Origin of the sequence: Corynebacterium sp. 122RC1 (assembly GCF_024580955.1) — a bacterium.
Taxonomy (GTDB): Bacteria; Actinomycetota; Actinomycetes; order Mycobacteriales; family Mycobacteriaceae; genus Corynebacterium; species Corynebacterium kozikiae.
The window spans coordinates 1-24,102 of the sequence record NZ_JANIKD010000007.1; the positions used below are offsets into that span (position 1 = coordinate 1).

Consider the following 24,102-nt stretch of genomic DNA (forward strand, 5'->3'; position numbering starts at 1 on the left):
GGGTGGGGGTGGTGGAGGTGATTTCTTGGCCGGTGGTGAGGTCGGTGGCGGTGATGATGTCGATGTCGAGGGTGCGTGGCCCCCAGCGTCGTTCGCGTACGCGCTGCGCCGCCTGCTCCACCGCTTGGGCGCGCCGGAGGAGCTCGAGGGGGGTGGATTCCGTGTGGATGATGAGCACTGCGTTGAGGAAGGGGTCCTGGTCTTCCACGCCCCAGGGTGGGGTTTCGTAGACGCGGGAGGCGGCCACGAGTTCGGGGGCGAAGGCGTCTCGGGCCTGGCTCAGCAGGGCCAGGCGGTCGGCCATGTTGGAGCCGATGGAAAGGACGGCGCGGATCATCGGGTGCGCCTCGCTGTGACGGCCACATCCGCGAAATCACGCGGGATCGGGGCGTGCGGCTTATGCACTGTGACCTCGATGGCGTCCATGAGGGGGAAGGCCTGGAGGGCGGCGTCGGCAATGCTTGTGGCCACCGTCTCAATGAGATCGAAGCCAGGTCCCGTGAGCACCCCGTAGGCCAGCTCGGCGAGTTCGGCGTAGTTCACCGTTTCACGCAGATCGTCAGTGCGGGTCAGCGGCAGCCAGCAGGTGATATCCACACTGAACTCCTGGCCGGCCGCCTTTTCCTCCGGCAGCACCCCGTGGTAGCCGTAGCCGCGCAGGCCACGCAACTCTATGCGGTCCATTCATGCTCCTTCCAAGCTCGCGCCACCGCCAACGCCGCGTGCGTTGCCGCCACGTCATGCACCCGCACACACCACGCGCCGTGGGCTGCCGCGAGGGCGGAGACAGTGGCGGTGGCCACGTCAACACGACTCCCACTCAGTGCATTAAGGAAACGTTTGCGGGAGGCACCGACGAGCACCGGGTAGCCGGTGGCAACGAAGGCGGGCAGTGCGGCAAGCAGCGCCCAATTGTCCTCAGCGGTTTTAGCAAAGCCGAGGCCGGGATCAATGATGATGCGTTCCCGCGCCACCCCAGCGGCCTCCGCCTCGCGCGCCAGGCCCAGCAGGCGCCCCAGCACGTCGGGCACCGCAGCCTGGCTAGTACCCGCGGCGTCGCCGAAACGCTCCGTGTCCCAGTGCATCAGGCAGCAGCGCGCGTCCGACGCCGCCATCACACCCAACATCGCAGGGTCAGCCTGCGCGCCCGAGACGTCATTAATAATGGTGGCGCCCGCAGCCAGAGCCGCCTCCGCCACCGAAGCGCGCATCGTATCGACGCTGCAGGTCACACCCATCTCACTCAGTGCACGGATCACGGGCACCACCCGGGCGTGTTCGAGGTCTTCGGAGACGCGGGTGGCGCCGGGGCGGGTGGATTCGCCGCCGACGTCGATGATGTCAGCCCCTGCGGCGATGAGTTCGCGGGCGTGGGCGAGGGCGGCGTCGAGTTGGAGGTAGCGGCCGCCGTCGGAAAACGAGTCCTCAGTGATGTTGAGGATGCCCATGATCTGAGTGCTCATCGCAGCAAAGAGAGCACTTCCGCGCGGGAGGCGGCGTTGCGCTGGAAACCGCCGCGGACTGCCGAGGTAGTGGTTTTTGCACCCGGTTTGCGGATGCCACGCATCGCCATGCACAGGTGCTCGCACTCGATGACCACGATCACTGAGTGGGCGTCCAGCTTCTCCACTAGGGCGTCCGCCACCTGGGAAGTGAGGCGCTCCTGGACCTGGGGGCGCTTAGCGTAGAGGTCCACCAGTCGGGCCAGCTTGGACAGGCCGGTGACTGTGCCGTCCTCACCGGGGATGTAGCCGATGTGGGCCACGCCGTAGAAAGGCACCAAGTGGTGTTCGCAGGTGGAGTAAATGGGAATGTCACGGACCAGGACCAGCTCGCGGTGATCCTCGTTGAACGTCTTTTCCAATACGGTGCGTGGGTCCGTGTCCAGGCCAGCGAAAATTTCTTCATAGGCGCGGGCTACCCTGGCTGGGGTTTCACGCAGGCCCTCGCGGTCAGGGTCCTCCCCCACCGCTATGAGCAGTTCGCGGACGGCAGCTTCGGCGCGGGCGTGGTCAATCATTTCTCATTCTCCGGAAGCTCGAATCCAATTTCTTCCCCCTTCTCCGCACCGGCCCCTGATCCTGATCCTGGGGCCGCAAGGCTTTCTTGGCGCTTGGCGCGTGCGGCCTTGGAAGCGTCGAGAAGCGTGAAGCGTTTTGGTGGCTCCTCACCGCGCTCGATGGCAAGCTCGACGGGGGTCTTCACGGGCTCGCGGCCGGGCTGGCGTGGGAAGCGTTGTTGCTCGTTGGGGAACACTTCACTCACTGGGCGTACCTCGATGCCGGCAAAGAGGGCTTCGAGCTCGGGGCGGCGCAGGGTTTCCTTTTCCAGGAGGCGCTCGGCGAGCTGGTCCAGGGTGTCGCGGTTGTCGCGCAGGATTGTGTAGGCCATTTCGTGTGCGCGGTCCATGAGGAATTTCATTTGCGCGTCGATCTCGGCGGCGGTGGCTGGGGAGTATTCCAGCGCCCCGCTGCCCCTGCGCCCGGAGAAGGGGTCGCCCTGTTCCTCGCCGTACTTCACCATGCCAAGCGTTGGGCTCATGCCGTATTCCACCAACATGGCCTTGGCGATCTTAGTGGCCATCTCAATATCTGCGGAGGCGCCAGTGGTGGGCTCGCCAAACACGAGCTCCTCGGCGGCGCGGCCACCCATGGCGAACACCAGGCGGGCAAAGAGCTCATTGCGGTTGTACATGCCCTTGTCATCTTCCGGCGCAGTCATTGCGTGCCCGCCGGTGCGGCCGCGCGCCAGAATGGTGACTTTATACACGCGCTCGATGTCTGCGAGCGCCCACGCAGCCAGGGTGTGCCCGCCCTCGTGGTAGGCAGTGACTTTCTTCTCCTTCTCACTGATCACCGTGGAGGAGCGGCGCGGCCCGCCGATCACGCGGTCTGTTGCCTCTTCCAGAGCATCAGCAGTGATCACGGTGCCACCAATGCGCGCAGTGAGCAGGGCGGCTTCATTGAGGACGTTCGCAAGGTCCGCACCAGACATGCCGGCAGTGCGGCGCGCCAAAGCCTTGAGGTCGGCGTCTTTTGCCAAGGGCTTACCCTTCGCATGGACCTCGAGGATCTGCTCGCGGCCCTTGAGGTCCGGGTTGGTCACCGGGATCTGGCGGTCAAAGCGCCCAGGGCGCAGCAGCGCAGGGTCCAGGATGTCCGGGCGGTTGGTGGCGGCCATGAGGATCACGCCTTCGCGGTCACCAAAACCGTCCATTTCCACCAGGAGCTGGTTCAGAGTCTGTTCGCGCTCGTCGTGTCCGCCGCCCATGCCGGAGCCGCGCTGGCGCCCCACGGCGTCGATCTCATCCACAAAAATAATGCAGGGGCTGTTCTCTTTGGCCTGCTTGAACAGGTCACGCACGCGGGAGGCACCCACACCCACGAACATCTCCACAAAATCCGAGCCGGAAATGGAGTAGAAAGGAACGCCGGCCTCACCGGCCACGGCGCGCGCGAGGAGCGTCTTACCGGTGCCGGGAGGGCCGTACAGCAACACGCCACGCGGGATGCGGGCACCCAACTCCTGGTAGCGCGTGGGATCCTGCAAGAAGTCCTTGATTTCCTGGAGTTCATCCACGGCTTCGTCGGCACCCGCAACATCGCTGAAGGTGTTCGTGGGCATGTCCTTGGTGAGCTCACGGGCACGCGAGCCACCAAAGCCAAACAGGCCACCCCCGCCGCCCTGCATGCGGTTAAACATCCAGAAGATCAGGCCGAACACGATGAGCATGGGCAGGATGTAGCCCAGCATGGACACCAGGAAGGAATCCTGCGTGACCTTCGTGTTGTAGGTGTCCGTATCAGACGCAGCAACCTTGTCAAAGATCACCGGGGCGGTCCGGGCGGGGTACCGCGCCATGATCTCAGTGAGCTCCTGGCCGTCTTCCTCGATGGGCTCCTTGAGCTTCAGCCGCAGGCGCTGCTCGCGGTCATCAATCTGGGCCTCAGCCACATTATTTTCCTCCAACTGCGTGATGGCAATGGAGGTGTCCACCTCTTTGTAACTACGGGTGGAGTCACCGAGCACGGTGAACAGGAACAGGGCCATCATGACCACTGATCCCGCGAGAGCTATTTGCAGGATGCGCTTATTGTTCATTCGTACACGTTCGGGTTCAGGCTGGCGATAAAGGGCAGGTCACGGTAACGCTCGGCGTAATCCAAGCCATAACCGATCACAAATTCATTGGGCAGATCAAAGCCAATGTCCAAAAAGTCCACCTTGGCTTTCACTGCCTCGGGCTTGCGCAGCAAAGAAATCACCTCAATGCTGCGTGGGCCGCGGTTGCGCAGGTTGCGCAGCAGCCAGCTCAGCGTGAGGCCGGAGTCAATAATGTCCTCCACAATCAACACATCGCGGTCACGGATATCGCGGTCGAGGTCCTTCAAAATGCGCACCACCCCAGAGGAGGAACTGGCGTTGCCATAAGAACTCACTGCCATGAACTCCAACTGGCACGGAATATCCAGCGCACGGGCAAAATCAGTAATAAAAAACACCGCGCCCTTGAGCACACACACCAAGATCAAATCTTGCTCAGTGTCCTTGTAGCGCTCGGAGATCTGGGCGGCCATTTCCTTAATTCGGGCCTGCAGATCCTCCTGGGTGACAAGGACCTGCAGCACGTCCTGCCCATACTTGTTATTCATTTCCGCCCTTTCTTTTGCACACCGAGAGTTTGCCACTTTTCCGCACGACTTCCAACATACCGCCCACAGCCACCCCGCCTTGGCCGTGCCAATCAACAACCAACGCATCCACGCCGCTCAGCGCCCTCCCACTCAGTGGCACTCCCTGGGTGTGGAGCCAGGCGGCGATCGCGCGGCGTCGGTAGGCATCCGGCATGGCAGCCAGGGTTGCGCAATCGTTTTCTGCGGGGGTGTGAAGCGCCTGCTCATCCTGTGCAATCAGCTCCGCAGCCCTGGCGAGGGCAGGGATTGGATCGCCACCACTGAGCTCCGCGAGTAGGGGTATCACCTGAGTTCGCATACCGACGCGCGCAAAGCGGGGATCAAGGTTGTGCGGATCATCCCAGACCGTAATCCCCAGCTCTTCACAAGCACCGCGGGTTTGGCTCCTGCGGACATTGAGCAATGGGCGCCAGACGTCCCCAGCCACGGCCATCCCAACCGCCCGGCCCCGCAGCGCACTCAGCAGCAACGTCTCGGCCTGATCCTCCGCCGTATGCGCCACAGCCACGGGCAGTCCCAGTGAGTGAAGGGCTGCGTAGCGCGCCTCGCGCGCCTGAGCCTCCAGGTTGCCAGGGGCCACGTTTACAGCGATCACTTCCCCGGTTGCCCCAAATGAGCGCAGTTGTTCCACGGCGTGGGCGGCGGCCTCAGCGCTGCCCGGCTGGAGTTGGTGGTCCACGGCGACGGTGTGGACGTGGTACCCCTCGGCGATCAACGCAGCGGCGAGCGCCATAGAGTCTGCCCCACCAGAAACCCCCACCACCAGGTGTTTCGGCTCTACCGCACGGGCCGCCACGCGCACCGCCATGAAGTTGGGGCTTTTGCGCGGCCAGAAAATCATGAGGCTTCCCGTAGCGCAGCGGCAATGGCGTCCACGGCGGCGCGGGCGGGCAGGATCTCTGAGTCGTTAGAGATGAGCGCGAAGCTGTAGAGATGGCCGTTTTGGCCGGGGACCACGCCTGTCAGCGCCGTGACCGCCGTGAGAGTGCCGGTTTTGGCGCGCACCCAGCCGCGGCCGGCGTTGGGGTAGCGGTCCTCTAAGGTGCCGGTGCTGCCCGCCGTGGGCAGGGTGGACAGCAGGGGGCGCAGCGTCACATCGGTTGCCGCGCGGTGCATGATCTGCTCCAACAGGGCGGCGGGCAGGCGGTTGTCCGTGGAAAGCCCCGAGTTATCCACCAGCGTCACCCCCTGGGTATCAAAGCCCGCGGCGTTCAAGATGCGCAGGACCTCGCCGGTGGGGTCGGTGGCCGAAAGCTCGCGCCCAATTGCTTCCGCCATCACGTTGTCCGATTCTTCCATCATCTCCTCGAGACGCTGGGACAGCACCGGCGAGCTCACGCTGGCAATCTCGGCCCCCCGCACCGCACCGAACCCCACGCTCGCGGCACCCACGCGTTGGGCTAGGGCCTTAGCGACGTCGACAGCCGGCGTTGCAGAGCGGGGCACATCGCCGGACTCAGCGCCGATCCGCGCGCCGTAGAGCATGGCGGGTTCGATGGGGGCGATGAAGCCGGCGGCGATGTCTTCCTGCTCCCAGCCGGGGAGGAAGTTGGCGCCTTGCCAGATGGAGGTGTCGATGAGCACTTCCGTGACCTCACCCTGCGCGGCGGCGGCCATGGTGTCTAGGGCGGTGTTGTCCAGCCAGACGTCGCCGCTCGCTTTGATGATGAGCGTGCTGCCGTCTTGATACAGAGGGGTTTCGATTCGATCTTGCGGGCCGAGCTGCAACAACGCGGCGGCGGCGGTAAGCGTTTTCACCGAGCTTGCGGGCAGCATTGGCGTGGTGGCTGCCTGAGTGAAAATAGTTTCACCAGTGGTAACGTCCGTGATCTGTGCGCCGAGGGTACCCAGCGCGGGGTTTTGGGCGAGTTGCTCCACGCGGGCTTGCAAGGCGGTGGCGTCGGATTGCTTTGGCTCGAGCGGGACGAGGACATCGCTGCTGGTGGGGTCCTGCGGTGGATCCACAATGATGCGATTACTATGCGCCACCACACCGGCCGCCACACCACCGGTGACAAGCAGCGCGCTCAGCACCACTGATGAAATCCAAACCTTGCTCACCTGGACTACTATAAGAGAAGTCCCAAAAAGAAGGAGAAACCATGAGCATTGAAGTCACCATCGAAATCCCGAAGGGTTCCCGCAACAAGTACGAGGTAGACCACGAAACCGGCAAGGTCTACCTGGATCGCTACCTGTTCACCCCGATGGCCTACCCGTTGGACTACGGCTTCATCGACCACACCCTCGGCGAAGATGGCGACCCACTGGACGCCCTGGTCATCCTGCCAGAGCCAGTGTTCCCAGGCGTGATCGTGAAGGCTCGCCCACTCGGCGTATTCAAGATGACCGACGAGGCCGGCGGCGACGACAAACTGCTCTGCGTCATCGACGACGTCCGCTTTGACCACCTCCAAGACATCTCCGACGCCTCCTCCTTCCTCAAGGACGAGATCGAGCACTTCTTTATGCACTACAAGGACCTCGAGCCAAACAAGGAAGTCACCGGATCCGGCTGGGGCGACAAAGCCGAGGCCGAGCGCATCCTCGCAGAGGCCGTGGAGCGTTACAAGGGTTAAGTTAGGTTTTTTGGGGGGCTGGGGTTTGGGGGCTTTGGGCAGGCTGGCCGGTTGGCTGGCCTGCTTTTTTGGGGGTTGGGGCGCGTAGGTCGATACCTAAAAGTCGAGAGCTCAGCGCGTTGGTCGATACCACGCCTGAAAATCGGGAAATCCGCGTCCTATCGACTTTGGGGTATCGACCAACACCTCCTATCGACTTTCACACACCACCCCCTCCCCCACAGCACGGGGGTTCCCGTACCAGAAAAACTGCAATAACATACGGCTTGTATGCTGCTACGCAGGGGGCGCAAGCATCGTTCACATTCACTTTCAGGCCCAGAGCCTCAACCAACTCAAAACAGGGGGAATTTTGCGTAAACAAGGGGTAATTCCGCAGTTCAGCTTCAATCCTTTGACAGGCCGCCCGATACCTGCTCGTTCGCAGTGGGAAGAGGAATACCCAATCCGCAGCAAAAGACGTGCGGTGGCCTCAGATGTTGAATTCTGGGATCAGTACAAGCGGGGTGAGTGGAAGCCGCTTATTCCGGAGATCGTGTATCGGCCGGAGGAATTCGAAAACCTACCTGCTTGGGAACAGTCACGGGCGTTTGCCGCTGCACAGGCCTTGACGTTGGACCGGGCCGCAGTGTGTGGCATTTCTGCAGCTCGGTTATGGAATTTGTGGGTATTGCCTGCACGAGATCAACGGGTGGAGGTTAATTCTTTTGGCAATACTAAGGCGCCGGGCAAGCACCAGCGCCATCCTCATCAGCACGTTTATAGCAGCAAGCTGGCTGCCGATGAGGTGGTCAGTATCAACGGCGCTCGGTTCACTTCGCTTTCGCGGACTTTGGTGGATGTAACCAGGAATCATGGCTTGGAGGCCGGCGTGGTGGCAATCGACTCTGCGAGGGCGGCGTTTCCAGAGCTCACTGAACAGCGCTTACGTAAGGTGATGGTGGATGCGAAACCTCCCTATCGTGGCATAGGCTCGGTGCGGCGGGCATTGGAGTTGTCTACTGGTTTTTCGGAAAGCCCTTTGGAGTCGCGCGCGCGGTTCATGCTGTTGAGCAGCGGCATGAATTGGAAGATAGAATTCCAACGCAGCATTGAGACTCCGTGGGGTACTTATCGCGCAGATTTTTTAATCAACGGTTGGCTTGTGCTTGAAATTGATGGCCGAATCAAGCATGAGGCACGTGAGGATCACGGATCTGTGGATGCAGTCCTCCGCAAGGAGCGTGAGCGAGAAGTGCGCCTACATCAGCAGGGGTTCCATATTCTTCGGGTGTACGTAGAGGATCTCGCCTCTTTAACAACGCTTATCGCTGAGCACATTGCCCTGCGCGAAGTGCAGCTCGCGTAACCCCAGGCAGGCTTGCAAGGTACACTGCAAAGCCATGAAAGAAGTACAGGTCACCGAAGTTCCATCAGGCGCCCAGCTTATCGACGTCCGCGAGCCCGCCGAGTTCACCGAGGTCCACGCCGCCGGCGCCGTGAGCATCCCAATGTCAGAATTTGTTGGCAGGATCGGCGAGCTCGACCAAGACCGCGAAATCTTCCTTATCTGCCGCTCCGGCGGTCGCAGCGCTCAGGTGCAGGATTACCTGGCCCATCGCGGTATCGACGCCACCAATGTGGCCGGTGGCACGCAGGCCTGGGTGGCTGCCGGGCTCCCCACTGAGTAGTTGAATTGCCCCACATTGGGGCAATTGTTTCCAACAACAATTGTTCAACAGTTTGAACTGCCTTAGGGTCTGACTGTCCTTCTTTTCAATAGCTGGAAAGGCCCTAAAGTTCATGGCTCTTCGCAATCGCTTTGGCGCACTCCTCATCGCAGGTGCGCTCAGCAGCACGTTAGCCGCACCGGCAACGTTTGCACAGGAAACCCCCTCAACTATCCCAACCACCCCAACCACCTCAGCTGCGCCAACCACTACCGCTGCGCCAACTTTGGCGGAAAAGTACCCTGGCGTGGAATTTGACGCCAACGGCCAAACTGTTGATAAGAATGGCGCCGTCCAGAACACCTGCATGGTGGATTGGACCGCCACCAGTATCAACGACCCCGACCTCAACAACTACTCAAACAACGGCTACCTTTCCAAGGTCAAGAACTCTCTGAACCACAAGAACTCCGGTGGCCAGGAGGAGCCGGGCAATTTTGAGCTGCAGCACTGGGTTTCCCAAAACAGAGATAGTGATTTCTGGCGGTTTGTGTTCTCCACGCAGCACCGCATCCTGAATCCAGGCCAAACCCTTACCCTCACAGCGGAACTGCCGAGCGAAGGCTACACCGCTGATACCAGCGCTACCGAATGGTTGGTCACCCGCTACTATGGCGGTAGCGAAGATGTTAGGGCGTCCAGCCTCGACCTCCCCGAACAGCAGCCTCTGAAGGCCACCGTCACGGTGACCGGCAAGACGCTCACCGCTGTGTTCCACAACAACAGCACCGATGCGATTGAGGCGAACTCCGCAATTGCCATCGTTGCTTCAAAGGCCTACGCTTCCAGCCAGGAGCTCCTGGCAACCCCTCGCATTGTGACCTCCCATATTACTGGCACCAACGCCCAGTGGGATCCGGTTGCTGCGGCGGCAGCGAAGACCCGCCTGCTCAACGGTACGGCCACCAAGGTGGATGATTCCGCTCCTGATTGCTTCCGCCAGCAAACCACTCCCCGGAGCGGCGATAAGACCGAGCGCTGCGAGGTTGATTGGAACGCATCTGCTTACATTGACCGCCGCTTCGTAGACTGGACTAACAACGGCTACATTGAGAAGATCCGTCCTGCCAGCCCATACAACAACGACGGCACCATGGAGGTCCAGCACTTCCTCGCAGGTGATCGCCTCTACATCCGCATCCCTGTGGGCACCACGGTTAATATCAACAACCCTGAGCTCACGGTGTCCCTGCCTGATGTGGGCAAGCAGTGGCAGATTGAGCCAAACCAGGATCGCACCTTCCTTGACCCCACAGACCATGCCTTCCCCTACGAGGCTGAGAACTACATCGGCGCAGACGTCACCGGCACAATCGATGGCGATACTGCAACCTACACCTGGCCTGAAGGCGCAGACTTCAAGGCAGGTCAGTGGTTCACCCTCACGGTTTCCGTTCCAATGACCGCCGCCGAGCTGGATGAGCTCACCCTGCCGGATCTGAACACCCAGAGGGAGCGCTCTGACCTCAGCGATCCAACAGAGCGTTGGGATACGGACATCAAGGCCTTTGCACGCCTGACCGGCGAGCTCGACGGCTGTGATCCAATCATCCCAATCCCAATTCCAATCCCTGCCCCAGGCAGCACCACCCCAACCACCCCAGCACCAACCACTTCCGTGAGCCCTGCACAGCAGAAGGGTGTGCCACGTCAGTTGGCGGCAACCGGTGCTTCCGTGGTGGGCTTGCTCGCTGTGGCGGCCGGTTTGGTTGCAGCGGGTGTGTTCTTCACGCGCCGTAACCGCAACGCCTAATCTCCGCTCACCAATGAAGGCCTCCAGTTTCCTGGGGGCCTTTTGGCTTAGCATGTGAAGTATGTTTTCCCCGGAGATGGAGGCCTCCCCCACGCATCAATTGGAGAGGCTGTATAAACACACGCAGCTGGCGGTGCAGGAGGCGCTGGCCCAGCATGGCCTTTCGTTGCGTGATTTCTGGGCGCTCTCAATCACCTGCGCGCAGCAGGGAATTGCCCAGCGCACCGTGGCGCAGGCGCTGGCGGTGGATCCTTCGGAAGTGACGTACATTGTGGATCGCCTGGAGCAACGCGGGTGGGTGCGCAGGCGCCAGGACCCCGCTGACCGACGTCGGCACGCGCTTTCCTCAACGAAGGCAGGGCGTGCGGCGCATGAGGAGCTGCACTTGCTGGTCACGGAGGCGGAGCAAGCGGCATTGGCGGTGGGCCCGAAACGCCTGCGGCAGTTGGGGAAGTTGGTGGCGGAGACCTTTGGGGAGTCGCCGAGAAATCTGCATTGAGCCCCATTAGGATGGCACGCATGACTTGCTTGGAGGTGCGTTTGTGACTCGCCCAGCTGCCCAGTATCTTCGCGGCGGGTACGCTCCGCAGCCACGCACCCTCGTGGAGTTGTTCGAGCAAACGGTTGCAAACTTTCCGGAGGCGGCAGCCTTAGATGATGGCGAGGTGCTTACCTACCGCGAACTCTCTGAGCTGGCCCACAGCACCGCCGCCACCATGCACCAGCAGGGTATCAAGCGCGGTGACAGGGTGGGGATCCGCGTTTCTTCCGGCACCAAGCAACTCTATGTGGCAATCCTGGCAACGCTGTACGCCGGGGCAGCCTACGTTCCGGTGGATGCGGATGACCCTGAGGAGCGCGCACGCCTGGTATTCAGCGAGGCCAATATCAACGGCATGTTCACCGACTCCGGCTTCACCATGATTCGCCCCACCCCCGGCGGCGACCAGCGCCTGCCGCGCCGCGACAACACCGCCTGGATCATTTTCACCTCCGGCTCTACCGGCAAACCCAAGGGCGTGGCAGTGAGTCACCGGAGCGCGGCGGCCTTTGTGGACGCAGAAGCCCGCATGTTTGTGCAGGGCAGTCCTCTCGGCCCGGAGGACCGCGTGCTCGCAGGCCTCTCCGTGGCATTTGATGCCTCTTGCGAGGAAATGTGGCTGGCCTGGGGCCACGGCGCCTGCCTGGTGCCGGCTCCGCGTTCCCTGGTGCGTTCCGGAATGGACTTGGGCCCATGGCTGATCCGCAGGGACATCACCGTGGTGTCCACGGTGCCCACACTCGCCGGCATGTGGCCCACTGAGGCGCTGGACAACATTCGCCTGCTCATCTTGGGCGGTGAGGCAATGAGCCAGGAGCTGGTGGAAAAGCTGTGCAGCCCCAAACGTGAGGTGTGGAACACATACGGACCTACTGAGGCAACAGTGGTGGCCTGTGGCGCGCAAGTGCACCCCTCCAGGCCGGTATCCATTGGCCTCCCCTTGGATGGCTGGGATCTCTTTGTGGTGGATGCACAAGGCCATCAGGTGGATTTTGGGCAGGTAGGCGAGCTCGTGATCGGCGGCGTCGGCCTGGCTCGCTACTTGGACGCTGCAAAAGACAAAGAAAAGTACGCCCCCATGCCCACCTTGGGCCTGGCCCGCGCCTACCGCTCGGGCGACCACGTGCGCTATGAGCCAGACGGCCTCTACTTTGTGGGCCGCGTGGATGACCAGGTGAAAATCGGTGGGCGCCGCATCGAACTCGGTGAGGTGGACGCCAACCTGGCTGCCCTGCCTAATGTGCGTTCCTCTACCGTGGTGGTGCAAACCACCGGCGGCGGCGACAAAGTCCTGGTGGGCTACGTCTCACTCACTGACCCCGAGGCGGGCTTTGACCACTCGGATGCCCACGAGCGCCTAGCCGCCACCATGCCCGCGGCGTTGGTGCCACGGTTGTGTGTGATGGATGAACTCCCCACCACAACCTCCGGCAAAGTGGACAAGCGTGCGTTGCCGTGGCCTTTGCCCGGCGCGCAGGTGCATGCGGAGGGGTTCACGGAGACGCAGGAGTGGCTGGCCGGCATTTGGGTGGATGTGTTGGGCTCGGCGGTCGGGAGCACCAGCGATGATTTCTTTGGCCTGGGTGGGACCTCGCTGGCGGCGGCCACTTTGGTGAGCAGGATTCGTGAGCGGGTTCCGGTGTTTGCGGTTCGTGACATCTACGATCATCCGCGGCTGGAGCAGATGGCGGCAAAGATCGACGAACTCCACACCCCCACCATCACCAGCCATACACCAACTCCTGCCACACCCGTCCCTGCCGGTGCCCGCGCCATCCAGGCTCTTACTCAGTGCGCGGCGGCCACCCTGCGCGGCGCCACGTGGGTGGTGTGGCTGATGGTCATCAACCTGCTCGCCCCCACTGAGTGGGCGCTGCCGCTGAACCCTTGGTGGGTGTTGGCAGCCTGGCTGATCTTGGCTACGCCGGCGGGCCGCCTGCTCATTGGCGCCAGCCTGGCCCGCGCACTCACGCGCGGCATCACACCGGGCACGTATCCCAGGGCAGGGAGCGTGCATTTGCGGGTGTGGGCTGCGGAAGCGCTTACCGACGCCACCGGCGCCCGCAGCATCGCGGGGTCTACTTGGGTGAATACGTTTGCCCGGCTCTTGGGTGCCAAGGTTGGCAAGGGCGTGGACCTGCACACGTTGCCGCCGGTCACGGGCATGCTCACCTTGGGCAAGCACAGTGCCGTGGAGCCCGAGGTGGATTTGAGTGGCTACTGGGTTGAGGGGGACCTTTTCCACGTTGGTGCCATCAGCGTGGGTAACAATGCTCGTGTGGGCGCGCGGTCCACGTTGCTACCGGGAACTAAGGTGGGCGCGGATGCCCATGTGGAGGCTGGCTCTACGGTGCTGGGGCAATCCATCAAGCCCGGCGCGCGCTGGTCAGGCTCGCCTGCGCGGAAGGTGGGCCGCTCCAAGCACACGTTCCCGGCGGTGCATCCGCCGCGGCGTAGCCGCTGGGTGCCGGTCTATGCGCTGAGCTCCTTCCTGTTGGCGGCGCTGCCGCTGTTCGCCCTGGCTGCGGGGGTAGGTGCGGTGCTGGGGAACGTCGGCACTGCTTGGCATGCGTTGGCGCTTGCTCCGGTGGCTGCGCTTGTGGCTTTTGGCACCTACATGATGCTGATTTGGGTGCTCGTGCGGCTGCTGAGTGTTGGCTTGCGGGCTGGGGTGCATCCGGTGCGTTCGGCGCAGGGGTGGCGCGTGTGGTTTGTGGAGCGGCTGATGGATGACGCCCGCACGCATCTTTTCCCTTTGTATGCTGCGCAGATCACGCCGTTGTGGCTGCGGAGTTTGGGTGCGCGCATTGGCAAGGATGTGGAGATTTCCACCGCCGTGATGGTGCCAAAGTTTGTGGAGGTCCGTGACGGCGCATTCTTGGCCGATGACACCCTGATTGGCGGTTACGAGCTCGGCGGCGGCTGGCTGCTGGCGGGGCCAACGCGCATTGGCAAGCGCTCCTTCGTGGGCAACTCCGGCATTGCCGGCCCGGAGCGCAAACTTGGAAAAAATTCCCTGGTTGCGGTGCTCAGTTCCACCCCGAAGAAGGCGAAGGCCGGCTCCAACTGGTGGGGCTCGCCCCCGGAGCGGATGCGAAGGGTCACCGTACAAACGGAGGGTGGCGACGCCCTCACGTACGCACCCTCCCGCAGGGTGAAGGTGGCGCGTGGCGTTGTGGAGACACTGCGGCTGCTCGCCCCGATGACCTCCGCCGTGATTGCCGCCGGCGTGCTGGTGGCGCTCCAGTGGCTGCTCGGGCACAGCGTGGTGTGGGCTTTTGTTGGCGCGGGCGTGGTGCTCATCATCGCTGGCGTGGCGGCGGTGCTGGTGACCGTGGCCATGAAGTGGCTGTGTGTCGGCCGCCATCGCGCTGGCGACCACCCCCTATGGAGCCGATTCGTGTGGCTCAACGAGTTGCAAGATACCTTCGTGGAATCTGTTGCCGCACCTTGGGCGTTGGCGCACATCGGTGGCAGCGGCAGCATGAACCTGGTACTGCGCATGCTCGGGGTGAAGGTGGGCCGCGGCGCGTGGATTGAGTCCTATTGGTTCCCTGAAACGGACCTCTGCACCGTGGGGGCTGCCGCTACCGTGGGGCCGGGCACCGTGGTACAAACGCACCTTTTCCAGGATCGCGTGATGAGCCTAGACACCGTGACAATCGCTGAGGGGGCCACGTTGGCCGCCCACTCAGTGGCGCTGCCGGCCAGTGTGATTGAGCCGGGAGCCACGATCGGCCCTGGCTCGCTGGTGATGCGCGGCGACCGCGTTCCCACCGGCATGCGCTGGCAGGGTAATCCGGTGGAACCCTGGTAGGCGCTGGTCTCACCCTCAAGGTTGGCACTTGAGGGTTTTTTCATGCCTTCAGCGCAGCACTAAATGTGAGATTTGCCTCATGTTCTTCCCCAGAGGAGAAACCTACGCCATAGTAGGTTACTACCGCGTAACTTTCGCGCGCCGCAGACTTAGGAGGCACAATGCCCACGCCCATCACCGCTCCCGCGATCCTCTTCCAGGGCCAAGCCAGCGCCTGGCAAGACACACTCGCCCAAGCAGCACAAAGCCCGCACACCGCCAATCGCCTGCGCGCACTGCTCCAAGAAGTCAAGCAGAGCACCGCCCCACTCGCCCGCGAACTCGCCAGCACCACCCCCGGACTGTTCGCCACCCTGGACGCCCTCGTCAGCACCACCGGCACGGCGCGCGTCACGCTACCCGCGGTGAGCATCCCAGGCATCGTGCTGGGCCAGATCGCCGCGCTCGATCATCTCCAAGAGGTGGGCATCAACCCCGCCACAGCCCAATTGGCCGGCCACTCCCAGGGCAGCCTCGGCGTCGCGGCGGTCCATGACCCGGCGCAGGCACTCGGCATCGCCGTCCTCATGGGCACCGCCGCTGCCACCGTCCACGGCTCCCACGAGCAGCGCCCGCAAATGCTCTCCGTACGCGGCGCCAGCAGGGAGTTCGTCACGGCACACCTTTCCGACGCCACCGAGTTAGCCGTTATCAACGGCCCACGCCACTTCGTCCTGTCCGGTACGCCCGAAGCACTTGCCGCCACCCAACACAACCTCGAACAGCAGGTGGCCAAGCACAACGCCGCCCTGGAGCAGCGCACCCGCGGCGGCACGGAACTCCAGCTCAGCTTCGACCTCCTGCCCGTAGCCCTGCCATTCCACCACTCCAGCCTGCAGCCCGCGGTGGAGCTCACCGCGCAGTACGCCGCCACATGTGGCTATTCAGAGGAACTGGCCCGCAAGCTCGCCCAGGAAATTTTGGTGGATCCGCATGACTGGCCATCTACCGTAGCGGGTCTCAAGGCCACTCACCTGCTCAGCTTGGATGAGCGCCTCAGCACAATCACGAGCGCGCTGATCGCAGGCAGCGGCCAGGCAATCGTTTCCGCCCACACCCCGCAGGCCCGTGACCTCATCGGCACCGCCGGCTTCACCCTCCCCCGCGCCACCAACTACGCACAGTTCGCCCCTAAGGTGGTCCGCCTGCCCAACGGCAACACCTACACGCAAACCCGGTTTACTGAGTGGACGGGGCGCTCCCCCATCATGCTCGGCGGCATGACCCCCACCACCGTGGATGCGGAAATCGTGGCGGCTGCTGCCAACGCGGGCTTCTGGACTGAGCTCGCCGGAGGTGGCATGTACTCTGAGGAGATTTTCTTGGAGCACAAGACCAACCTCACTCGCCTGCTGGCCCCAGGCCGCGCCGCGCAGTTCAACACTATGTTCTTTGACCGCTTCATGTGGAACCTGCAATTTGGGGTGGCGCGGATTGTGCCCAAGGCAAGGGCGAACGGTGCCCCAATTGATGGTGTGACCATCTCCGCCGGCATCCCGGAGCCGGATGAGGCCGCTGAGTTGCTTCGCACACTGCGCAAGGAGGGATTCGCGCACATCAGCTTCAAACCTGGAACGGTGGAGCAGATTCGGGCCTGTGTGGAAATTGCCAAGCAGAACCCGGATCAGCGCATAATCGTGCAGATTGAAGACGGCCATGCCGGCGGACACCACAGTTGGGTGGATCTTGATGAGATGCTGCTGGAAACCTACGCCGCCATGCGTGAGCAGGAAAACATCGCTATCGCCGTGGGGGGCGGTTTCCACTCCCCGCAGCGAGCAGCGGAGTATCTCACCGGACGGTGGTCTACCAAGCACGGTATGGTGCAAATGCCAGTAGACGCAGTGTTTGTGGGTACGGTAGCAATGGCCTGCAAGGAGGCCAAGACTTCCCCACAGGTCAAGCAGCTTTTGGTGGAAACCCCGGGCCTGAGCCCGCAGGATAACGGCGGTTGGGTAGGCCGCGGGAAGGCGGCCGGTGGGGTGGCGTCGAGTCAGTCGCACCTCCTGGCGGACCTGCACGAGCTGGACAACGATTTTGCCGCCGCTTCCCGCCTAATCACCTCCCTGCCAATTGAGGAATACCCGGCACACCGCGAGGAGATCATCGCAGCTCTGGAACGCACTGCGAAGCCGTATTTCGGGGACGTCACCACTTTCACCTACGCCCAGTGGGCTACCCGATTCGCGGAGCTCGCCTTCCCGTGGCAAGACCCAACTTGGCTGGATCGCTGGCACGAACTGCTGCAACGCATCGAGGCACGCCTGCACCCTCAAGATCACGGCCCAGTGGAAACGCTCTTCCCCACGGTGGAAAGCGCCACAGATGCCCCGGCCGCTCTGGAGCGCCTGCGCGCCACCTACCCACAGGCGGAGACCACCACGGTGCTGGCGCGTGACGCCGCCTGGTTCACCTCCCTGCACCGCAAACACCCCAAGCCAATGCCGTGGACCGCAGCACTGGACGCAGACCTCAAAGAGTGGTTTGGCAAAGACACCCTCTGGCAGTGCCATGACCCGCGCTACCCTGCTTCCGCGGTCCGCGTGATCCCAGGGCCGGTGTCCGTGGCCGGCATCACCGAAGCCAACGAGCCGGTGGCGCAGCTCTTGCAGCGTTTTGAGGACGGCACCACCAACTTGCTGCTTTCCCACGGAGCGGTGCCCACTGAGCAGTTTGCCCGCCTCGGCGCAGCACCAACGGTGGAAGCCTATTTGCGTACGAGCCCGACCCTGGTGTGGCACGGCCGCACCATCTCTAATCCGGCGGCTCGCCTGGGAGAACACGCCTGCACGATTGAGCACACTGAGGCCGGCATCGTGCTGCGCGTCCACGCCGATTCCGCATGGGATACCCTGCCCCCAGACTCCCGCCCATTCCATGTGGCGCATGTGGACATCCCAGTGCTCATCCCTGAGGGTGCAGGCACGGGTGCTGCCCCGCTGGTGGATGATTCCCGCCTGCCGGAGGCGGTGTTTGCCCTGCTCGCAGGTGTTGCGGGCGTGGGTTCCACCTCTGAATCCGGCGATGCCATCACAGCCCTTCCCACCGCTGATGCCGCAGGGAACATTCACTACAGTTTCACCCTGACCGAGCACCTGCTGCGGGCCCATACTGCGGTGACTGGCGCGGGCCTTGGGCCCGTCGGCACCCCTGATGTGCTGGTGGGACCGTGCTGGCCTGCCATTTATGCAGCGCTGGGCACCGGAGTCCTTGAGGATGGTTTCCCAGTGATCGAGGGCCTGCTCAACGCGGTGCATCTGGATCATGTGGTCACGCTGCTTAGCCCACTGCGGCCGGGGCGCTTCACCGTGACCTCGCGCTGCGCAAGCATCCAGGAATCCTCCGCGGGCAGGGTGGTCACGGTTGAGCTGGAGCTTTCCGACGCCCAAGGCACGCTCGTGGCAACGCAGACTCAGCGCTTCGCGATTCGAGGGCGCGCCGAGGCGCCACAGACCCCCGCCGCGCTGCCGCCGCTTGCTGAGGTAAGCGCCACGCCGCGCAGCTTCATGTCACGCACCGTGGTGAAAGCGCCAATGGACATGACCCCGTTTGCAATCGTTTCCGGTGACTACAACCCCATCCACACCTCCACCAACGCCGCCAAACTCGTGGATCTTGATGCACCACTGGTGCACGGCATGTGGCTTTCCGCCACCGCCCAGCACCAAGCCGCAACCCACGGCACCGTGCAGGCCTGGGCCTACTCCATGTACGGGATGGTGCAGCTCGGCGACGAAGTGGAAATCACCGTGGAGCGCGTAGGCCGCGCGGGCACCCAAGCCGCGGTGGAGGTGACCTGCCGGATCGAAGGCACAGTGGTCTCCCAAGCCCAAGGCCTGCTCGCACCAAAGCGCACCGCATACATCTACCCAGGCCAGGGCATCCAAACCCCAGGGATGGGGCAGGCGGACCGCCAGGCGTCGCCCGCCGCCCGCGCCGTGTGGCAGCGCGCTGACCAACACACCACCTCCGCACTAGGCTTTTCCATCATCGAAGTGGTGGACCACAACCCCACCACCCTCGTTGTTGGCGAGCAAACCTTCCGCCACCCCCAAGGCGTGCTGCACCTCACCCAATTCACCCAAGTGGCACTCGCCGTGGTGGCCTACGCCCAAACCCAACGCCTGCGCGAGGCCGGCGTGGTGCAAAGCGGCAGCATGTACGCCGGCCACTCACTGGGTGAATACACGGCACTGGCATGCATGGCAAACATCTTTGACCTGGAGGCAGTGATAGACATCGTGTACTCCCGCGGCTCCGCCATGGCTACGCTGGTGCCCCGCGACGCCAACGGTGAATCCAATTACGCCATGGGCGCGCTGCGGCCCAACATGCTTGGCGTGGCTGCCGAGGACGTGGAGGAATACGTTGCCCAGGTGGCGCGCGAATCCGGGGAATTCCTGGAGATTGTGAACTACAACATCGCTGGGCAGCAATACTCAGTGGCGGGCACCAAGGCGGGCCTTGCAGCTTTGGAAGCCCGCACGGCGCAGGTTCATGAACGGGCGCTGGTGATTGTGCCTGGCATCGACGTCCCCTTCCACTCCCGCGTGCTGCGCGATGGCGTTGCTGCCTTTGCCGAAAAGCTCAACGAACTCCTGCCCACCACCTTGGACCTGGACGCCCTGGTGGGCCGCTACATCCCCAACCTCGTGGCGCGCCCCTTCGAGCTCACCCAAGACTTTGTGGACGCCACCGCCCAGCGCGCTCCAGACAGCGGCTTGGAAGACTTGCGCGTTGCAGAAACCGACCCCCAAACGCTGGCCCGCACACTGCTCATCGCGCTGCTGAGCTGGCAGTTTGCCTCCCCAGTGCGGTGGATTGAAACCCAAGACGTGCTGTTTGACAACGTGGAGGAACTCCTTGAGGTGGGCTTGGCCTCCAGCCCCACGCTCACCAACCTGGCTAAACGCTCCATGGAAGTGCGTGGAGTGAACCTGCCAGTACGCAATGCCGAACGCGACCTCGCGCAAATCCTCATGGAAGACGTCACCGCGGCGCCAGTAAGTGCGGAGGAAGAGCTCGTTGTGGAGGAGGCGCCAGCAGAAGTCGAAACCCCCACCTCCGCCGCACCCGCCGTACCCACCCCAACTCCCACCGCTGCCTCCGTGAGCGAGCTCCACTTCCGTGCAGAGGACGCCATCTTGGTGCTGTTCGCCTACCAAAACAAGATCCGCCCGGAGCAGATCACGCCCGGTGACACCATCGAAGACCTCACCAACGGCGTGTCCTCCAGGCGCAACCAACTCCTCATGGACATGAGCGTGGAAATCGGTGTACCCGCAATCGATGGCGCCGCGGAAGCAGACGTAGCCACCCTCCGCGAGCGCGTGAACGCCGCCGCCCCCGGCTACCAGGCGTTCGGCCCTGTTCTCAGCGAGGCCATCACCACCCGCCTGCGCCAACTCCTCGGCGCCTCCGGCCTCAAGCCTGCCGCTTTGGAACAGCGCCTGAGCACCTTCGGCCTACCTCAAAGCTGGCTGCCCGCCGTCCAGGCCGAACTCCTGCTGGGCACCCGCGAGGAAGACTCCGTCCTCGGCGGCACCCTGGCCACGCTCCCAACTACGGCAGGCACAAAGGCCGAGGCAGAAGCTCTTTTCGACGCTGCCATCCGCGCCGTCGCAGACAGGCAAGGCGTGCGCCTCACCGAGGTAGCCACGGGCACCCATGAGGTGGTGGACTCCGCAGCTCTCCAGGCCTACTCAGAGGAAATGACTGCAGCACTCGCAGACACCGCCCGCACCCTGCTGGAAAAGCTCGGTGTTGCGCACGAACACTCCGTAGAGGAACCTGAGGACCACAGCGCACTGTTCACTGCGATGGAACACGAGCTCGGCCCCAATTGGCTGCGCAGTGTGACCCCCACCTTTGACCCCTTGCGCGCCGTGCTCTTTGACGACGCCTGGGCGCAAGCCCGCGAAGACCTCGCCCGCCTGGCCCTCGGCCAGCGCGACTTCCCAGTAGAACACTTCACCGGCGCCGGCGAACAAGTAGCCGAACAGGCAGAATGGTGGGCCACCCACAACCCACAGCACGCAGAGCTACTGGAACAGGTGGCGCAAGCTGCGCGCAGCACCAACCCCGGCCAGTACGCCAAAGAGGTAGCGCTCGTCACCGGCGCCGCACCCGGATCGATCGCACAGGCCATTGCCGCGCAACTCCTGGCCGGCGGTGCCACCGTGATCATGACCGCCTCCAAGGTGGACCAAGCCCGCAAGGAATTCGCGCGCACACTCTACGCCACCCATGCCCGCGCCGGCGCCGCCCTCTGGCTCGTCCCTGCAAACCTCAATTCTTTCCGTGACGTGGATGCCCTCACTGAGTGGATTGGCACCAAGCAGCGCGAATCGGTGGGCAATGAGGTCAAGGTGCTCAAGGAAGCGCTGGCGCCCACGCTGATGTTCCCCTTCGCCGCTCCCGCGGTGTCCGGCTCACTTGCTGACGCCGGCCCTGCCACCGAAACTCAAGCGAGGGTGCTCTTGTGGTCTGTGGAGCGCATGATGGCAGGCGTAGCCAAGATTTCCAAGCGCTGCCATGTGGTGTTGCCCGGTTCCCCAAACCGCGGCATGTTCGGCGGCGACGGCGCCTACGGCGAAGTCAAAGCAGCCCTGGATGCGCTGGTGAGCAAGTGGCACGCGGAGAAGGTGTGGGCAGAAAATGTCACGCTGGCGCACGCCCAGATCGGCTGGGTAGCTGGCACACACCTCATGAGCGGAAACGACGCCCTCGTCCCCGCCGTGCGCGAACTCGGCGTCCATGTGTGGGACACCCAAGAGATTGCCTCTGAACTGCTGAAACTCGCCACCCCTGAGGCCCGCGAGCAGGCCACGCAAGCCCCAATCGAGGCGGACCTCACCGGCGGCCTCGGCAAGCAGCGCATCGACATCCGCGCCCTCGCCCCTGCCAACACCCCAAGCGAAACTGGCCAAACTCCGGTCTCCATCCCAGCCCTGCCAAACGCGAGCTCGCCCACCCAACCTGCGGAAATTGCGGGCCTTGGGCGCGTCGAAACTGCCCTGGAAGACATGGTGGTGATCGCCGGCGTTGGCGAGGTGAGCTCCTGGGGCTCCGGGCGCACTCGATACGAGGCCGAGTACGGGCTGGGGCGCGACGGCACCTGTGACCTCACCGCCGCGGGTGTGCTGGAGCTCGCATGGATGACAGGCCTGGTGAACTGGGCTGATACCCCACGCCCAGGCTGGTACACCGAGGACGGCCAGGAAGTGCCGGAGGCGGAGATCTTTGAACGCTTCCGCGATGAGGTGGTGGCACGCAGTGGGATTCGCACGCTCACGGACAAATACCACCTGCACAACCAGGGTTCCATTGACCTCACCACCGTCCACCTAGACCGAGACATCACCTTCCTGGTGCCCACCCGCGCCGAGGCGGAAGACATCCTCGCCGCAGACCCCACCTTCACCTCCATCAGGGAAACAGACGGTGAGTGGGAAGTCACCCGCCGCAAAGGTGCTACCGCTAGGGTGCCGCGCCGGGCAACGCTGAGCCGCACCGTGGCCGCCCAAATGCCGGACGGGTTTGACCCCGCGAACTGGGGCATCCCGGCGAACATGGTGGACAGCTTGGACCGCATGGCCGTATGGAACCTGGTCACTGCCATCGACGCCTTCACTCAAGCCGGCTTCACCCCCGCCGAGCTACTGCAGGCGGTGCATCCAACGAAGGTAGCCACCACCCAGGGCACCGGCATCGGCGGCATGGAATCGCTCCACAAGGTGTTTGTGAGCCGATTCCTCGGGGAAGATCGCCCCAGCGACATCCTGCAGGAGGCGCTGCCCAACGTGATCGCGGCGCACACTATGCAGTCGCTCGTTGGCGGTTACGGCTCCATGATCCACCCCATCGGCGCCTGCGCCACCGCGGCGGTGTCCATTGAGGAAGGCGTGGACAAAATCCGGCTGGGCAAGGCGGACGTGGTGATCGCCGGTGGCATTGACGACGTCCAGGTGGAATCACTCACTGGCTTTGGTGACATGAACGCCACCGCGGAAACGGCAAAGATGACCGCCCAAGGCATTGACAATCGCTTCATTTCCAGGGCCAACGACCGCCGCCGCGGCGGCTTCCTGGAGGGCGAGGGCGGCGGCACGGTCCTGCTGGTGCGTGGCTCGCTGGCCGCCGAGCTGGGCTTGCCGGTGTATGCGGTGGTGGCGCACGCTGCCTCCTACGGCGATGGCGCGCACACCTCCATCCCCGCGCCGGGCCTTGGCGCCTTGGGCGCTGGCACTGGTGGAGTGGACTCCACGCTGGCCCGCAGCTTGCGCGGCCTGGGGCTTTCCCCCAACGACGTCACCGTGCTCTCCAAACACGACACCTCCACCAACGCCAATGACCCCAACGAGTCCGAGCTGCACTCCATCCTCTGGCCAGCAATCGGGCGCGACCCACACCAGCCGATGTTCGTGATCTCCCAAAAAACGCTCACCGGCCACTCCAAGGCGGGCGCGGCACTGTTCCAGACCGGCGGAATCATCGACGTCTTCCGCACCAGCCGCATCCCCGCAAACGTTTCCCTGGACTGCGTGGATCCCCTGATCGCCCCCAAGGCGCGTAATTTGGTGTGGCTACGCGAGCCCCTCCAGCTCCCCGAGGTGAAAGCCGCGGCGCTGACGTCGCTGGGCTTCGGCCATGTGGGTGCGCTGGTGGTGTATGCCCACCCCGGCGTGTTCGCGCAAGCGGTGGCGCAGCAGCTTGGCTCGGAGGCGCGTGATCGTTGGCTTGAGCACGCTACCCGCAGGCTCCAGCAGGGCGCCGCTGACTTTGAGGCGGGCATGATCGGAGCAAAGCCCCTGTTCACGCCGATCGTCGAGCGCAGGCTCCCAGGCGGCAAGGAGGCAGAGGTTGCGATGCTTCTCGACGCCACCGCTCGCCTGAGTACCGCTGGTAGCTACGCTGCTGCGCCCGCGCAATAAACAGGTGGCACCAGACAATTCTGAGAGTATTGTCTGG

General features: G+C 63.5%; 15 protein-coding genes. 7 read left to right on the forward strand and 8 right to left on the reverse strand.

Going from position 1 to position 24,102, the window contains the following annotated elements:
* The 8 genes from folK to dacB all read right to left on the reverse strand — a co-directional run.
* Positions 1 to 334 (reverse strand): 2-amino-4-hydroxy-6-hydroxymethyldihydropteridine diphosphokinase (gene folK, locus NQ050_RS04905; RefSeq protein ID WP_257038174.1); only part of this gene is annotated, 334 nt, incomplete at its 3' end.
* Positions 334 to 684 (reverse strand): dihydroneopterin aldolase, encoded by a 351-nt coding sequence (gene folB / locus NQ050_RS04910; RefSeq protein ID WP_257038175.1) that lies wholly within the window; start codon positions 682 to 684, stop codon positions 334 to 336. The genes folK and folB, both read right to left, overlap by 1 nt.
* Positions 672 to 1,463, reverse strand: a complete 792-nt coding sequence (gene folP / locus NQ050_RS04915; protein WP_257038176.1) for a dihydropteroate synthase — start codon at positions 1,461 to 1,463, stop codon at positions 672 to 674. Before folP ends, folB begins: the two co-directional genes overlap by 13 nt.
* Positions 1,460 to 2,020: a GTP cyclohydrolase I FolE gene (folE, locus tag NQ050_RS04920; protein WP_257038177.1), complete on the reverse strand. Its 561-nt coding sequence runs from the start codon at positions 2,018 to 2,020 to the stop codon at positions 1,460 to 1,462. The genes folP and folE overlap by 4 nt, the downstream gene beginning before the upstream one ends.
* Positions 2,017 to 4,101, reverse strand: a complete 2,085-nt coding sequence (ftsH, locus tag NQ050_RS04925; protein ID WP_257038178.1) for an ATP-dependent zinc metalloprotease FtsH — start codon at positions 4,099 to 4,101, stop codon at positions 2,017 to 2,019. The genes folE and ftsH overlap by 4 nt, the downstream gene beginning before the upstream one ends.
* Complete coding sequence (gene hpt, locus NQ050_RS04930; RefSeq protein WP_257038179.1) at positions 4,098 to 4,652, reverse strand: hypoxanthine phosphoribosyltransferase; 555 nt, start codon at positions 4,650 to 4,652, stop codon at positions 4,098 to 4,100. The genes ftsH and hpt overlap by 4 nt, the downstream gene beginning before the upstream one ends.
* Positions 4,645 to 5,502 (reverse strand): tRNA lysidine(34) synthetase TilS, encoded by an 858-nt coding sequence (gene tilS, locus NQ050_RS04935; protein WP_257038258.1) that lies wholly within the window; start codon positions 5,500 to 5,502, stop codon positions 4,645 to 4,647. The genes hpt and tilS overlap by 8 nt, the downstream gene beginning before the upstream one ends.
* A 29-nt stretch (positions 5,503 to 5,531) precedes the next feature.
* Positions 5,532 to 6,755 (reverse strand): D-alanyl-D-alanine carboxypeptidase/D-alanyl-D-alanine-endopeptidase, encoded by a 1,224-nt coding sequence (gene dacB / locus NQ050_RS04940; protein ID WP_257038180.1) that lies wholly within the window; start codon positions 6,753 to 6,755, stop codon positions 5,532 to 5,534.
* A 41-nt stretch (positions 6,756 to 6,796) separates the two neighbouring features.
* Between dacB and NQ050_RS04945 the strand changes: the two genes are divergently transcribed.
* The 7 genes from NQ050_RS04945 (at position 6,797) to NQ050_RS04975 (ending at position 24,065) form a co-directional block, all read left to right on the forward strand.
* Entirely contained in the window at positions 6,797 to 7,273 is a 477-nt protein-coding gene (locus NQ050_RS04945; protein ID WP_257038181.1) for an inorganic diphosphatase, read from the forward strand.
* 352 nt (positions 7,274 to 7,625) lie between these two features.
* On the forward strand, positions 7,626 to 8,621 hold the full coding sequence (locus NQ050_RS04950; protein ID WP_257038182.1) for a hypothetical protein: 996 nt from the start codon (positions 7,626 to 7,628) through the stop codon (positions 8,619 to 8,621).
* A gap of 34 nt (positions 8,622 to 8,655) precedes the next feature.
* Positions 8,656 to 8,943: a rhodanese-like domain-containing protein gene (locus NQ050_RS04955; RefSeq protein WP_257038183.1), complete on the forward strand. Its 288-nt coding sequence runs from the start codon at positions 8,656 to 8,658 to the stop codon at positions 8,941 to 8,943.
* Between the two features lie 112 nt (positions 8,944 to 9,055).
* Positions 9,056 to 10,735 carry a hypothetical protein gene (locus NQ050_RS04960; protein ID WP_257038184.1) on the forward strand — a complete coding sequence of 560 codons (1,680 nt, stop codon included), beginning with the start codon at positions 9,056 to 9,058 and terminating at the stop codon, positions 10,733 to 10,735.
* A gap of 61 nt (positions 10,736 to 10,796) precedes the next feature.
* Positions 10,797 to 11,234 (forward strand): MarR family winged helix-turn-helix transcriptional regulator, encoded by a 438-nt coding sequence (locus tag NQ050_RS04965; protein WP_257038185.1) that lies wholly within the window; start codon positions 10,797 to 10,799, stop codon positions 11,232 to 11,234.
* A gap of 43 nt (positions 11,235 to 11,277) precedes the next feature.
* Positions 11,278 to 15,093 (forward strand): Pls/PosA family non-ribosomal peptide synthetase, encoded by a 3,816-nt coding sequence (locus NQ050_RS04970; protein ID WP_257038186.1) that lies wholly within the window; start codon positions 11,278 to 11,280, stop codon positions 15,091 to 15,093.
* A gap of 161 nt (positions 15,094 to 15,254) precedes the next feature.
* A complete protein-coding gene (locus NQ050_RS04975; protein ID WP_257038187.1) occupies positions 15,255 to 24,065 on the forward strand; it encodes a type I polyketide synthase in 8,811 nt (2,936 codons plus the stop codon).
* Positions 24,066 to 24,102: the final 37 nt, after the last annotated feature.